This is a genomic window from Burkholderia seminalis, assembly GCF_001718535.1.
Taxonomy (GTDB): Bacteria; Pseudomonadota; Gammaproteobacteria; order Burkholderiales; family Burkholderiaceae; genus Burkholderia; species Burkholderia seminalis.
This window is the reverse complement of the sequence record NZ_CP013398.1, coordinates 848,570-861,935: the sequence shown is the minus strand read 5'-3', so window position 1 is coordinate 861,935 and position 13,366 is coordinate 848,570. Positions and strand designations below refer to the sequence as shown.

At 69.1% G+C, this 13,366-nt stretch carries 10 protein-coding genes; 4 read left to right on the top strand and 6 right to left on the bottom strand.

Annotated elements, in window-relative coordinates:
• Window positions 1-246 precede the first annotated feature (246 nt).
• Window positions 247-1,035 carry a sulfite exporter TauE/SafE family protein gene (locus WJ12_RS03820; protein ID WP_034187453.1) on the top strand — a complete coding sequence of 263 codons (789 nt, stop codon included), beginning with the start codon at window positions 247-249 and terminating at the stop codon, window positions 1,033-1,035.
• A gap of 158 nt (window positions 1,036-1,193) precedes the next feature.
• Here WJ12_RS03820 and WJ12_RS03815 read toward each other — a convergent pair whose 3' ends face one another.
• The 3 genes from WJ12_RS03815 to WJ12_RS03805 form a co-directional block, all read right to left on the bottom strand.
• A complete protein-coding gene (locus tag WJ12_RS03815; RefSeq protein WP_049029236.1) occupies window positions 1,194-3,029 on the bottom strand; it encodes a S10 family peptidase in 1,836 nt (611 codons plus the stop codon).
• 612 nt (window positions 3,030-3,641) lie between these two features.
• Window positions 3,642-5,732 (bottom strand): D-(-)-3-hydroxybutyrate oligomer hydrolase, encoded by a 2,091-nt coding sequence (locus WJ12_RS03810; RefSeq protein ID WP_059557266.1) that lies wholly within the window; start codon window positions 5,730-5,732, stop codon window positions 3,642-3,644.
• Between the two features lie 138 nt (window positions 5,733-5,870).
• Window positions 5,871-6,236 (bottom strand): BON domain-containing protein, encoded by a 366-nt coding sequence (locus WJ12_RS03805; protein WP_059557268.1) that lies wholly within the window; start codon window positions 6,234-6,236, stop codon window positions 5,871-5,873.
• 439 nt (window positions 6,237-6,675) lie between these two features.
• On the opposite strand from WJ12_RS03805, the gene WJ12_RS03800 reads away from it, so the two are divergent.
• The 3 genes from WJ12_RS03800 (at window position 6,676) to WJ12_RS03790 (ending at window position 9,871) form a co-directional block, all read left to right on the top strand.
• On the top strand, window positions 6,676-8,121 hold the full coding sequence (locus WJ12_RS03800; protein WP_059557269.1) for a TAXI family TRAP transporter solute-binding subunit: 1,446 nt from the start codon (window positions 6,676-6,678) through the stop codon (window positions 8,119-8,121).
• A 94-nt stretch (window positions 8,122-8,215) separates the two neighbouring features.
• The gene (locus WJ12_RS03795; protein WP_034187240.1) at window positions 8,216-8,854 is read left to right on the top strand and encodes a DsbA family protein; all 639 of its coding nucleotides are present in this window, start codon (window positions 8,216-8,218) and stop codon (window positions 8,852-8,854) included.
• 69 nt (window positions 8,855-8,923) lie between these two features.
• Window positions 8,924-9,871: a LysR family transcriptional regulator gene (locus WJ12_RS03790; RefSeq protein WP_034187239.1), complete on the top strand. Its 948-nt coding sequence runs from the start codon at window positions 8,924-8,926 to the stop codon at window positions 9,869-9,871.
• Between the two features lie 11 nt (window positions 9,872-9,882).
• Here the strand turns inward: WJ12_RS03790 and WJ12_RS03785 are convergent, their stop codons facing one another.
• The 3 genes from WJ12_RS03785 to xdhB form a co-directional block, all read right to left on the bottom strand.
• Entirely contained in the window at window positions 9,883-10,284 is a 402-nt protein-coding gene (locus WJ12_RS03785) for a hypothetical protein (protein ID WP_059557272.1), read from the bottom strand.
• A gap of 93 nt (window positions 10,285-10,377) precedes the next feature.
• On the bottom strand, window positions 10,378-10,995 hold the full coding sequence (gene xdhC / locus WJ12_RS03780; RefSeq protein ID WP_034187237.1) for a xanthine dehydrogenase accessory protein XdhC: 618 nt from the start codon (window positions 10,993-10,995) through the stop codon (window positions 10,378-10,380).
• Window position 10,996: 1 nt separating this feature from the next.
• Window positions 10,997-13,360: a xanthine dehydrogenase molybdopterin binding subunit gene (gene xdhB / locus WJ12_RS03775; RefSeq protein ID WP_034187236.1), complete on the bottom strand. Its 2,364-nt coding sequence runs from the start codon at window positions 13,358-13,360 to the stop codon at window positions 10,997-10,999.
• Window positions 13,361-13,366: the final 6 nt, after the last annotated feature.

Here is a 13,366-nt window from a genome sequence, read left to right as displayed (position 1 = left end):
TTTTACGCATGCCGGGCGCGGCACGCGCCGGATTCGTCATGCGTTTGGCGCGATCGCACACAATCGGCCGCACCGCCCGTCCGAACGACCGCGCCCCCGCCGTCCGCCCGCCCGTCGCGCGGGCTTTCCCGGCCTATTTTTAACGCAGTTGTACGCCGACGCGCCACATTTGCGACAATGGCGGACTTTGATGCGCGCGCCGCAGCCACGCGCCGCCGCAGAACGCCGCATAACCGCCTGCTTCCGATGTCGCTTCCCCATATCGATCTGCTGTACTCCCTGTCCGGCCTGTTCGTCGGCATTCTCGTCGGCTTGACGGGCGTCGGCGGCGGTTCGTTGATGACGCCGATCCTCGTGCTGCTGTTCGGCGTGCACCCCGCGACGGCGGTCGGCACCGATCTGCTGTACGCGGCCGCGACCAAGGCCACCGGCACGCTCGTCCACGGCCTGAAAGGGTCGATCGACTGGCGCATCACCGGCCGGCTCGCGGTGGGCAGCGTGCCGGCCGCGGCCATCACGCTGTGGTGGCTGCATACGCACGGGATGAATGCGCCCGGCACCGCGCGGATGATCCAGCTCGTGCTCGGCATCGCGCTGCTGCTCACGTCGATCGCGCTGATCTTCCGGCCGCAACTCACCGCGTTCGCCGCGCGCAACCCGCTCGCGCCGAGCCCCGCGCGCACGCTGTGGTCGACCGTGCTGACGGGCGCCGTGCTCGGCGTGCTCGTGTCGATGACGTCGGTCGGCGCCGGCGCGATCGGCGTCACCGTGCTCCTGCTGCTGTATCCGCTGCTCGCGACGACCCGCATCGTCGGTTCCGACATCGCGCACGCGGTACCGCTCACGCTGGTCGCCGGCATGGGCCACTGGCTGCTCGGCTCGGTCGACTGGTCGATGCTGCTGTCGCTGCTGCTCGGCTCGCTGCCGGGCATCGTGATCGGCAGCCTGCTGTCGGCGCGCGCACCCGAGCGGCTGCTGCGCAACCTGCTCGCCGCGACGCTCGTCGCGGTCGGCGTCAGGCTCGTGCTCGCGTAAGCGGTTCCGGCGTCGCCCTTCCCTCGCGGTTGCGCCTTTTCCCGGCGGGCGCCTCCGATACGCCGCCCATCCTCCGCGACCCAGGAAAAAACAGCCCGGCCGGCCTGCGCCGATCGGGCTGTCGTCCATCCGGGGCGGCGACGTGCCGCCCGCGCCGCTTACTGCCCCTGCTGCTGCAGTTTCTGCTGCTTGAGCTGCTGCGTGCGCGCCTGCAGTTTCAGCACGCGCTGCAGTGCGGTACGGTTCGCGAGGATGCCGTCGTAGAAGTTGGCGAGATCGCCCTTCAGCGCGGTCCGCGACGCGTCGTTCAGGTAGATCATGTGGCCCGACGGGTAGTTCTTGATCGTCAGGTTCTGCGCCTTGAGCGTCGGATCGAGCGGCATCTGCGCGAGCGTCAGCTCCGTCTGGTGGAACGGCGTGACGGCGTCGAAATAGCCGTTCGCCGACAGCACCTTCAGGTCCGGGTTTACGCTCATCGTCGACGCGAGGTCGCCGGCCGTGTACAGCGTATTGCCGCCGCCCTTGTTCGCGCCGGTCGGGTCGATGTGACTGAAATCCCAGTTGTTGAAGACCTGGTCGTTCAGGTCCACGAACGACGACGTCGACGTGTACTTGAGGTCGGTGTTGATGTAGCTGTTCCACAGCACCGTGTACGCGCCGCCGACGTTCGTAATCGACGGATCGTTGCTGCCCGAGTTCGGCAGGATGTACGGCGCGATGCCCTTGCCCGTGAAGTTCGCGCGGCCGTCGTACTGGCCGATCTGCGTGCCCGGCACGAGCGTCAGGAAGAACGTGTACGGCGGGTTGTCGTCCGACGACGGCACGTTGCCGAGCGCGGCCGGGTTGCCGAACGTCTGGATCAGCGACGTCGGATCCGTGCCGATGTACGCGCCCATCTGCTGCGCGGTCTGCAGGTTCAGGTTCAGCCGCACGTTGACGAAGCCGCCGTCCTGCGGGTTCGGCTTCTGCGCGAGCGGCGCGAGCGTGTTGTCCGCGTAGTTGCGGGCCTGGATCATGTACGCGTCGAGATCGGTCGGCGTCGGGTTGAGCGTCGTCTTCTTCCAGTAGAACGCATCGGCCGCGAGCGTCGGGAACGTGCCCGGCGCGGACAGCGCGTTCGCATAGTCGAGGATCGAGGACTGCAGCGTGATCCCGTTCAGGTCGATGCCGTCCTCGTGCAGCACCCATGACACGACCGCGCTGCGCGCGGTGCCGTACGACTCGCCGTACAGGAACTTCGGCGAATTCCAGCGCGAGTACTTGGTCAGGTAGCGCTGGATGAAGCGGTCGATCGAGTGGGCGTCCTGGTCGGTGCCCCAGAAATCCTTGTTCTTCGCCGGAGCGATCGCCGTCGAATAACCGGTGCCGACCGGGTTGATGAACACGAGGTCGGTGCGGTCGAGCAGGCTGTCCGGGTTGTCGAGCAGCTTGTACGGCGCGGGCGGCGTGAAGTTCGGGAACGACGACTGCAGGCGCTTCGGCCCGTACGAGCCGAGCAGCAGGTAGACCGACGACGAGCCGGGGCCGCCGTTGTAGAAGAACGTGACCGGGCGCGGCTTCGACGGATCCGGGTTGTCCTGCGTGTACGCGACGTAGAACATCTTCGCGTTCGGCGCCGACGTGACCGGATCGATCGTCGTCAGGTGGCCCGTGGTGGCCGTGTACTTGATCGTCTTGCCGCCGATCGTGACCTGGCGGTGCACGACCGCCGCGCCTTCGGTCGAATCCGTGACCGCGTCGTTCGGCCCGGTGCCGTACACGTCGGTGTCGACGTACGGCTGGTCGGCCGCGGCGGCGGCCGTCGCATTGGTGTTGGCCTGCGTGCTGCCGCTGGACGTCGCGGCCGCCGCGGCGGCCGAAGCAGTCGGGCTCGGCCCGTCGTCGCCGCCGCACCCCGTGACGAGCAGCGCCGCGGCCGCTGCGGCGGCGAGCGGCACGCTCAAGGTCGTTCCGAATAGCGCGAAACCGTCTTTCAAGGACTTCCGTGTCGTCATTATTGCCTCTCGAACAGAACGATAAATACCGCCGGCCGCAAAGGATCATTTGCGCCGGCGCTCCGCACCGGGAATGCATTCGTTATGCGACGCACTCCGAGTTTTTTACCGGGTCGACGAATATCGACCGGCATGATTTACCCCACCCATTTTTTGCGACTGCACAATGGAAGCAATTCCATTGCAAACGACAATTCAATAATCCGCAGCAATTCGGATTCATTCCGCCAATCCGCATTTGCACAAAATCGACGGCAATAAGACGCCCCGCAAAGCATGCCCGGCAAGGCACCTTCGCTTCAGATAGACGAACGAACCCCCTCGGCGAGATGCAGATTAATCGCCAAACGGCGACCAAGCGCAGCCCGAGCCGATTTAACAAAATCGAAAGGATCGATTAACCAAACGGAAAGGAATATTCTCGTATATGGAATTTATTAAATTAATTGAAAATACCGGCGCATAATAGGTTCCGGATTTTCCGCCGTAAAGTAACAATTTGTTACGGCGCTCGCCAATCCGACAAAAGGCAATACGGGACCGATTCCAGACGACGAAAGGAAAAAAGCCGGACGACTGTCCGGCCTGGCGGGGGCGGCGCGGCGGCGGCCGTCAGAGCGGCACGTCGATCGCGCCGGCGCCGGTCGTGATCGCGTTCGCGCCCGGCGCGGCCGAGATCGGCGGCAGGTTCGCGCTCGTCAGCGCCGGCGCGGCGCCCGGGCTGCCGCCGCGCGGCACCGTGCGGATCACCTGCGACGGCGGCAGCGGCGCGCCGTTCTTCAGGTGCTGCCACATCAGGTTCAGCGCCTGCAGGTTGTAGTAGTGGACCGGCACGAAGCGCGTGTCGAAGCCCGCAACCGGCAGGAACGCGTCGAAGTGCTGGCCGTTCGTCACCTCGTAGAACACGAGCTGGCTGCGCCCGGCTTCGCTGATGCCGTTCTGCGCGACGTATGCGCGCGACGCGTGGTTCACCGGCACGAGCGCGTCGCTGCGGCCCTGCACGATGATCGCCGGCTTGCCGTGCAGGTTCGCGTTCACGCGTACCGCATCGACGTTCGCGGGCATCCCGAGCATCCCGTTCGTCCACAGCTGGCGCAGGCACAGCGCGCCCGCGAAGCTCGCATCGGGCGTCGCGAGCCGGTGGTCGACACCCGCGCCGTTGTTGAACACGAGGTTGATGCCGGCCGTCGGCGGCACGCCGTTGCCGACGCCGAACACGGCCGGCATCGGCGAGGCAGCCGGCGCCGCGACCGCGCCCGTCGCCGGATCGGTCGTCGCGAAGCTGAAGTTGCACAGGTTGTCGGTGACGCGCGAGCGCGTGTACGCATTCGCGTAGGTGACCGCGATCGCCGGAATCGCCTGCGAATCCCACATCGGCGCCTGCAGCAGGTCGGAATCGGCCAGATAACCGGCCGCATGGAGCTGCGCGAGCGCGTCGGCCGCCTGGCTCTGCGTGTCGGCGCCCGACACGAGCCCGGCCGCGGCGAGCGTCGCGCAGCGCTGGGTGCGGATCGACTGCGTGGTCGCGGCCGGCAGCGCGCTCAGGTACGGCGCGCCGGCGAGCGACGCCGACGCGGCCGCGCACGGCTGCAGCAGGTTCGCGAGCGTCGCGTAGTCGGCCAGCGGCCGGCCGAACGACGGCACCGGCTGGCCGCCCGTGCGCACGACCGCATTCGGCGACATCCGCACGTTGATCTGCGGCTCGCCGACCACGACCGCGGTGATCCAGCCGCGGCTGTCCTGCTCGGCCGCCGCGAGCGACGCGCCGCCGCCGTTGCTGACCGACGCGGCGATCGTCGTGATGTCGCCCGCGCGATAGCGCACGCCGTGATGCGAACCGTCGATCAGCGGCCCGAACTGCTCGTTGAGCGCCCAATACGCGAACTCGACCGACTGCAGCGTCACGCGTCCCCAGTCCTGCTCGGGATTCTGCTGCGAATGCGCATGCTTGAATGCGTAGCGGTTCGGAAAGCGGTTGTTGAACGCGGCGAGATCGCCGCTCGTCACGTTCGCGGTGAACAGGCTCGCGGTGCCGGCCAGCACCGCGTTGGCGAGCGTGCCGTCGATCAGCGTGACGGTGTCGGTACCGAGCTCGTGCGCGCCGTTGCCGCCGCCCTTGTCGTTGTAGGCCACCGCGCAGCCGCGCTTGAGCGCCCACTCGCCGGCCGCGGAGATCGCGCCGTACACGCCGCGCGAGCCCGACGACGTCGCGGTGACGATACATGGCTGCGCGGGATTGAAGCGTGCGGGAACCTGCACGAGCAGCGTCACGTTCCTGGTGCCGCTGCCGTCGTCGGAGTACGCGAGGTATTCGGTGCCGGGGATCTTGCCTTCGCCGAGCGTGTCGTTGCCGTCGAGATCGACGTTCGGCCCCCAGAAGCGGCCGTAACCGCCGTTCGCGCTCATGTCGACGAGCGCACGGTAGTTCGACCAGATCGCGAGGCGGCGCAACTCGGCGCTCGTCGGCCGCGCCGGATTCGCGAAGCCGGGCGCACTCGCCGCCGCCAGCCCCGTCTTGCCGAGGCCGGCCGTCAGCAGGTCGTCGCTCGCGCCGTCGTAGGCCGTCGTGCGCACGCTGCCGGACACGAAGCCGGGCAGCCGATTGCGCTCGGCCGTATCGTCGCCGTTGCACGCACCGAGCATCGCGAGCGCTGCCAGCACCGCGCCCCACCCCATCCGCCTGCCCCACCCGAGTCTCGTCATCGCCGCCCCCTCGATTTCGTTATCGGTCCGCCGCCGCGTCGCGCGCGGCCCGCGGCCTCTGAAGCGCAAACGGGCCCCGGCATGCCGGGGCCCGCCTGGAAACGGGCGCGCGCGGCGCTCGCGCGCCGCCGCCCGGCGTCACTGCTGCTGAACCGTCAGCTTGTTCGTGACCGACGTCACGCCCTTCACGTCCTTCGCCGCGGCTTCGGCCTTGTCGATCTGGTCCTGGGCCGGCATCGTGCCTTCCAGCGTGATCGCGCCGCCCTTCGAACGAACGACGAGGTTCGACACGTTCACGCCCTGTTCCTTCGAAATGGCCTTGCGCACCGCGTAGCCGAGCTTGCGGTTGGCCTTCTTCGCGGTTTTCGCGGCGGCCTTCGGCGAGCTGGTCGCGGCCGCCGGCGCTTCCGTTGCCGCTGCGTCGCTCGACTGCGCATACACGCTGCCCGACAGGCAGGCCGCCACGGCGGCAACGCCCAACGCTCTCAACACGATCGACTTCATGCTATCTCCTTATCACTCCGGAACGGCCGTGCACAGTACGGCCGGATACCCCCAAAAACAGCCGGCCCGCGCGCGAACGGGCGGGACAGCCGGTGTTTTCCACGGCGATACGAGAGAGGCGACACGGGCCGGCGGCCGGCGCACGCTGATAGCGGGCCGGCCGGGCCGGACAGCCGCCGGCCGGACGCGCCCGGTCTCATTGCGTGCCGGGTCGCGCGCGAATCGGGCGCGGCTGCGTCGCACAATGTAATCCAGCGCCCGCGGAAGCGCAAAGCTTTTGACGCGGGGCCGCCCGCCGCTGTCGCCGCCGCGCCGCGCCGGGCTGCCCGATTCGCGCACGCACGGTGAAACCGGGTACCATCGCCGCGAGCATCCGCATCGCCCGCGACAATCGCCCGACCGTCATCGATGCGTCACGCCAGCGTCATCCGTCGACCCCATGAAGCCTGCCCGCCCTCGTCCGCCTCGTCGCATCCTCGCCCGCTTCGTCGCGGTGTCGTGGCGCGATCTCGCGCTGTCGATCGGCCCGACCGTCCTGCTCGCCGCCGCGGCCGTCTGGCTCGCCGTCAGGCTGATCCAGCCGGCGCCGCCGTCCACGCTCGTGATCTCGTCCGGCCCGCCCGGCAGCACGTACTGGAACGCCGCGCAGAAGTACAAGACGATCCTCGCGAAGAACGGCGTCACGCTCGACGTCCAGTCGTCTGAAGGATCCGCGCAGAACATCGCGCGGCTGTCCAACCCGAACGCGCCGGTCGACGTCGGTTTCGTGCAGAGCGGCATCGGCCCGAAGGAGCGCGACGAGCACCTCGTGTCGCTCGGCAGCATCGGTTACGTGCCGCTCGCGATCATGTACCGCGGCCCGGTGGTCGCGCGCCTGTCCGACTTCAAGGGCAAGCGGCTCGCGCTCGGCGCGGAAGGCAGCGGCGCGCGCGAGCTGAGCCTCGCGCTGCTGAAGATGAACGGCATCGTGCCGGGCGGCTCGACCGAGCTGCTGCCGACCGCCGGCGAGGACGCGGCAACCGCGCTGCTCGACGGCAAGATCGACGCGGCGTTCCTGTCCGGCGACTCGACGCAGATCCCGGTGATGGCGAAACTGTTCCGTGCGCCGGGCGTGCACGTGTACTCGTTCACGCAGGCCGAGGCGTACGCGCGGCGCTTTCCTTACCTGACCGCGATCACGCTGCCGATGGGCGTCTACGATCTCGGCCGCAACCTGCCGCCGGCCGACATCCACACGGTTGCACCGACGATCGAACTCGTCGCGCGCGATTCGCTGCACCCCGCGCTGTCGGACCTGCTGATCGAGGCCGCGCGCGAGGTGCACGGCCACGCGACGATCCTGCAGCACGCGGGCGAGTTCCCGTCGTCCGTCACGCGCGGATTCCCGCTGTCCGACGACGCCGCGCGCTACTACAAGTCGGGCAAGACCTTCCTGTACCGGCGGCTGCCGTTCTGGGTCGCGAGCCTGGTCGACCGGCTGCTGGTGGTGGTCGTGCCGCTGATCGTCGTCCTGATTCCCGGGCTGCGGCTCGTGCCGTCGCTGTACGGCTGGCGCGTGCGCTCGCGCATCTACCGCTGGTACGGCGCGCTGATCGCGCTCGAGCGCAGCGCGCTCGGCGAGCACACCGCCGAGGAACGCGTCCAGCTGCTCGACCAGCTGGACGACATCGAGGAAGCCGTGAACCGGATGAAGATGCCGCTCGCGTACGCCGGGCAGTTCTACGTGCTGCGCGAGCACATCGGCTTCGTGCGCGAGCGGCTCACGTCGCACGACCCGGATACGCCGGCGGCCCCGCCCGGCGCGGGCGGGCCGCCGCCGGCACGCGCCGAAGCCGCGCCGCCGCCGGCCGACGGCGCCCCCCGGGCGACTCCCGGTTCCGCGTGAGCGGACGATCCGCGATCATTGCTGCATGCGCGTGCCGCCGCGTAACATGGAGGCCGCCGCCAGGCGCCGCACGCCCCACCCTCTGGAGAACGACATGACAACCGGCCTCGATACCGCCCAACCTGCCTGGTTCTTCGACTTCGTGTCGCCGTTCTCGTATCTGCTGCTCGAGCAGCACGACAAATGGCCGGACGTGCCGTTCGAACCCGTCGCCGTCTCGCTGCTCGACCTGCAGCGCCACTGGGGGCAGCGCCCGAGCGCCGACGTGCCGGCCAAGCGCGTGTTCACGTACCGTCACGCGCTGTTTCGCGCGGAACAGCTCGGCATTCGCTTCAAGATGCCGCCCGCGCACCCGTTCGATTCCGACAAGCTGCTGCGCCTCGCGATCGCGCTGCGCGCCGACATCGCGACCGTGCTGGAAATGTTCCGCTTCATCTGGCGCGAGGGCAACGATCCGTCGACGCCGGAAGGCTTCGCGGCGCTGTGCGAGCGCGTCGGCGTCGGCCATGGCGATGCGCTGATCGAATTCGAGGAAACGAGCGCGCAACTGGCCCGTAACAACGCCGATGCGATCGCGCTCGGCGTGTTCGGCGTGCCGACGTTCTGGATGAACAAGCAGTTGTTCTGGGGCGAGGATGCGCTGCCGATGGTGCTGTACTGCGCACGCACGCCGAACTGGCTCGAATCGCGCGAGGTCAAGCGGATCAGTGCGCTGCCGAAGGGTCGCGCGTGATGGCCGGTATCACGCACGCCAACGCGCGGCTGCGGTAAGGTTACGCGTCACCCGAATCACCCCCATCCGATGGAAGACGACGACCGTACCGCCTCGCTCGATATCTGGCTCGTGCGCGTGTTGCGCACGCTGCTGCTTGAGCGCAGCGTCACGCAGGCCGCGCTGCGGCTGAACCAGACCCAGCCCGCGATCAGCACCGCGCTGCGCAAGCTGCGCGAGACGCTGAACGACCCGATCCTCGTGCGCGGCAAATCCGGCATGGTGCCGACCGAATACGGCGCATCGCTGCTCGAGGCCGCGTCGCGCGCGCTGCGCGAGGTCGACTTCATCGCGACGCCGCACGGCGACTTCGATCCGTCGTCCGCGCGGCGCACGTTCCGCGTCGCGGCGCCCGACTACCTGAACGATTTCTTCATGCCGACGCTGATCGAGCGCTTTCGCGACGCGGCGCCGCATGCGCATCTGGAAATCGACTCGCTGAATCCCGCGCTCGACCACGCGGGCGCGCTCGAATCGGGCGCGCTCGACCTCGTGATCGGCAACTGGCCGAAGCCCGACCCGCGGTTCGTGCGCCAGGATCTCTTCTCCGACACGATCGTATGCCTGATGCGCGATACGCATCCGCTCGCGCACGTGCCGCTCACGCGCGAAGCGTATGCGTCGGCCGCGCACGTCGCGCCGACGCCGTACACCGGCGACAAGCGCAACGCGATCGAGATCGGCCTCGCTCGTGCGCGCCTCACGCGGCGCATCGTGACGACGCTGCCGTACTTCGGGATCGTGCCGCAGGTACTGCTGCAGTCGGACCTGATCTTCACGACGACGCGCCGCTTCGCGACGCACTATGCGCAGTTGCTGCCGCTCGTCGTCGTCACACCGCCCGTGCCGTTCCCGCGCATCAAGAGCTACCTGCTCACGCATCCGCAGCCCGACCGGCCGACCGACATCGCGTGGCTGGGCGCGCTGATGCAGAGCGTGTCCGACGAATTGACGGTCGCCCGCACGCGCAAGCGCTGATACGCGGCCGCTCAGGCCGTGCAGAAGGTTTCCTGCAGATGGGTCCAGCGCACGACGCCCGCCGCGTCGCGCTCGAACACGGCCGTCGCGCGGCGCGCAGGCAGCGCGCCCGCCGCCGCGTGCTGCGCTTCGAGATAGGTGATCACCGCATGCGATGCGTCGGCCGCGAGCACGCGGATCTCCGACAGCGTGATGCGCAGCCCCGGCTTCGCGCCGACGAGCTTCGCGAACAGCGCGCGCGTGCCGTCATGGTCGACCACGCACCCATCGGTCAGGATCATCGTGAAGCCGGGGGAAAACGCGGCGAGCAGCGCGTCGAGCGCCGCGGGCGCGGTGTCGATGCCGGACAGCCAGCGCTCGATGGCGGCGACGCTCGCATCGAGCGCGTCGAGATAGATCGGGTGATCGGACATGGCATGTGCACGGTGACGGGATGCGCAGCCCGATGCCGCGCGTTGCCGTGCAGTGTATGCAAAAACGCGCGGCCCTGCGCCGGCCGCGCGGTGCTACCGCGAGCAGGACACCTCGTCGCATGCGCGGCCGGCCGCCAGCGCCTTCGCGTCGGCCACCGGCATGCCCGAGCGCGCCTGCAGCAGCTCCGCGCACACGGCCACCGCGATCGCGCCCGGCGCCTTGTCGACGATACCCGCGACGCCGATCGGGCACACCATCTCCACGAGCCGCGCCGGATCGACGCCGCGCGCGGCGAGCCGGCGCTCGAACTTCACGCGCTTGGTGCGCGAGCCGATCATTCCGAAGTACGCGTAGTCGCGCCGCCGCATGATCCGCGCGGCGAGCGAGAAGTCGAGCGCGTGGTTGTGCGTCATCACGAGGAAGTACGCGCCCGGCGGCGCCGCGTCGACGACGGCCTCCGGCGTGTCGGTCGGCTCCGGCTGCACGTTCGGCGGACATTCGTCCGGGAACAGCTCGTCGCGCGTGTCGACCCACTGCACGACGCACGGCAGCGCGCCGAGCAGCGTGACGAGCGCGTGACCGACGTGCCCGGCGCCGAACAGCACGATGTGCATCGGCGCCGGCGCACCGCTCGCGCGGTTGCGCTGGCCGGTGCCCTGCGCGAACGCCGGGGCCGGCGCGGTGCGAAGCGAACGTGCGGGGCCGTTCATGTCAGCCTGCCTGCGTGGCGCGGGCCGCACGCACTGCCGTGATCGCGCGCAGGATCGACTCGCCGGTGGCCGGCGCGTCGAGCGGCGGGTTCACCCGGTAGTCGCCCACGGCCGCGACCGCGTCGCGCACCGCGAAGAACACCGAGAACGGCAGCAGCAGCGGCGGCTCTCCGACGGCCTTCGAACGGTGGATGCTGTCCTCGATGTTGCGGTTCCGGAACAGCCGCACGTTGAACTCGGGCGGCGTGTCGTTCACCGTCGGGATCTTGTACGTCGACGGCGCGTGCGTCATCAGCTTGCCGCCCTTGTTCCACCACAGCTCCTCGGTCGTGAGCCAGCCCATCCCCTGGATGAACGCGCCTTCGACCTGGCCGACGTCGAGCGCCGGGTTCAGCGACGCGCCCACGTCGTGCAGCGCATCGACGCGCAGCGTGCGCATCTCGCCCGTCAGCGTGTCGATCACGACTTCCGACACGGCCGCGCCATACGAGTAGTAGTAGAACGGCCGGCCCTGCAGCTTCGACTGGTCCCAGTACAGCTTCGGCGTCGCGTAGAAGCCGTCGGACCACAGCTGCACGCGCGCGAGGTACGCCTTCGCGATCACTTCGCCGAACGGCACGCCGTGGCCGCCGACCGACACGACGTCGTTGCCGAACGTCACGTCGGCCGCCTCGACCTTGCCGTCGCCGAACTGCTTCGCCGCGAACACCGCGAGCCGCTCGCGCAGCTGGCGCGCCGCATCCTGCGCGGCCTTGCCGTTCAGGTCGGAGCCCGTCGACGCGGCCGTCGCGGACGTGTTCGCGACCTTGCTCGTGTCGGTCGCCGTCACGCGGATCCGGCCGAAGCGGATGCCGAGCTCGTGCGCGACGACCTGCGCGACCTTCGTGTTGAGCCCCTGCCCCATCTCCGTGCCGCCGTGGTTCACGAGCACCGAGCCGTCGGTGTAGATGTGCACCAGCGCGCCGGCCTGGTTGAAGTGCGTGACGTTGAAGGCGATGCCGAACTTCACCGGCGTGATCGCGATGCCCTTCTTCAGCACCGCGTTGCGCGCGTTGAATTCGCGCACGCCCGCGCGCCGTGCGCGGTAGTCGCTCGTCGCCTCGAGTTCGCCGAGCAGCTCCTGCAGCACGTTGTCCTCGACCGTCTGCCCGTACGGCGTCACGTTGCGTTCGGTCTTGCCGTACAGGTTCGCGTAGCGCACGTCGAGCGGATCGCGGCCGAGCGAACGCGCGACGTCGTCGAGGATGTACTCGATCGCGAACGCGCCCTGCGGGCCGCCGAAGCCGCGGAACGCGGTGTTCGACTGCGTGTTGGTCCTGCCGCAGTAGCCGGCGATGGCGACGTCGCCGAGCCAGTACGCGTTGTCGAAGTGGCATACCGCACGCGTCATCACCGGGCCCGACAGGTCGGCCGAGAAACCGCAGCGCGACGTCATGTCGAGCGCCACGCCGTCGATGCGGCCGTCGTCGTCGTAGCCGACGTCGAAGCGGTAATGGAAGTCGTGCCGCTTGCCGGTGATCATCATGTCGTCGTCGCGGTCCGGACGCAGCTTCACCGGGCACAGCAGCTTCCACGCGGCGAGCGCCGCGCAGCACGCGAACAGGCCCGACTGCGATTCCTTGCCGCCGAACCCGCCGCCCATCCGGCGGCATTCGACGAGCACGTTGTGCGACGCGACGCCGAGCACATGCGCGACGAGGTGCTGCATCTCGCTCGGGTGCTGCGTCGAGCAGTACACGTGCATCCCGTCGTCGTCCTTCGGCACCGCGTAGGCGATCTGCCCTTCGAGATAGAACTGCTCCTGGCCGCCGAGCAGCATCTCGCCCGACTCGCGGTGCGGCGCGACGGCGAGCCGCGCGGCCGCGTCGCCGCGCGCGAGCTTCAGCGGCGGGATCACGTAGGTTTCGGCCGCGCGCGCCTCCTGCGCGGTCAGGATCGCCGGCAGCTCCTCGTAGTCGACCTGCGCGCGGCGCGCGGCGAGCCGCGCGATTTCGTGCGACGTCGCGACGACGATGAACATCGGCTGGCCGACGAACTGCACGATGCCCTTCGCGAGCACCGGGTCGTCGTGGATGATCGGGCCGCAATCGTTGACGCCGGGAATATCGTCGGCCGTGAACACGGCGACCACGCCCGGCGTCGCGCGCACCGCGTCGAAGTTCATCGACACGATCCTCGCGTGCGGCTTCGCCGACAGGCCGAGCGCCGCGTGCAGCGTGCCCGCGACGACCGGAATGTCGTCGGTGTAGGTGGCGCGTCCGCTGACGTGCAGGTGCGCGGATTCGTGCGCGCGCGACACGTGGACCTGCGCGGCGTCGGCTTGCGGGTCGAGGGTGCTCAGGAACGGTTCTGCTTGCTGGTTCATTGTCGG

Bases quoted from the DNA above. Each gene is read 5' to 3' on its own strand.
- WJ12_RS03795 (WP_034187240.1), top strand. From the start codon at position 8,216: ATGACAACCGGCCTCGATACCGCCCAACCTGCCTGGTTCTTCGACTTC.
- WJ12_RS03800 (WP_059557269.1), top strand. From the start codon at position 6,676: ATGAAGCCTGCCCGCCCTCGTCCGCCTCGTCGCATCCTCGCCCGCTTC.
- WJ12_RS03785 (WP_059557272.1), bottom strand. From the start codon at position 10,284: ATGTCCGATCACCCGATCTATCTCGACGCGCTCGATGCGAGCGTCGCC.
- WJ12_RS03790 (WP_034187239.1), top strand. From the start codon at position 8,924: ATGGAAGACGACGACCGTACCGCCTCGCTCGATATCTGGCTCGTGCGC.
- WJ12_RS03820 (WP_034187453.1), top strand. From the start codon at position 247: ATGTCGCTTCCCCATATCGATCTGCTGTACTCCCTGTCCGGCCTGTTC.
- xdhB (WP_034187236.1), bottom strand. From the start codon at position 13,360: ATGAACCAGCAAGCAGAACCGTTCCTGAGCACCCTCGACCCGCAAGCC.
- WJ12_RS03810 (WP_059557266.1), bottom strand. From the start codon at position 5,732: ATGACGAGACTCGGGTGGGGCAGGCGGATGGGGTGGGGCGCGGTGCTG.
- WJ12_RS03815 (WP_049029236.1), bottom strand. From the start codon at position 3,029: ATGACGACACGGAAGTCCTTGAAAGACGGTTTCGCGCTATTCGGAACG.
- WJ12_RS03805 (WP_059557268.1), bottom strand. From the start codon at position 6,236: ATGAAGTCGATCGTGTTGAGAGCGTTGGGCGTTGCCGCCGTGGCGGCC.
- xdhC (WP_034187237.1), bottom strand. From the start codon at position 10,995: ATGAACGGCCCCGCACGTTCGCTTCGCACCGCGCCGGCCCCGGCGTTC.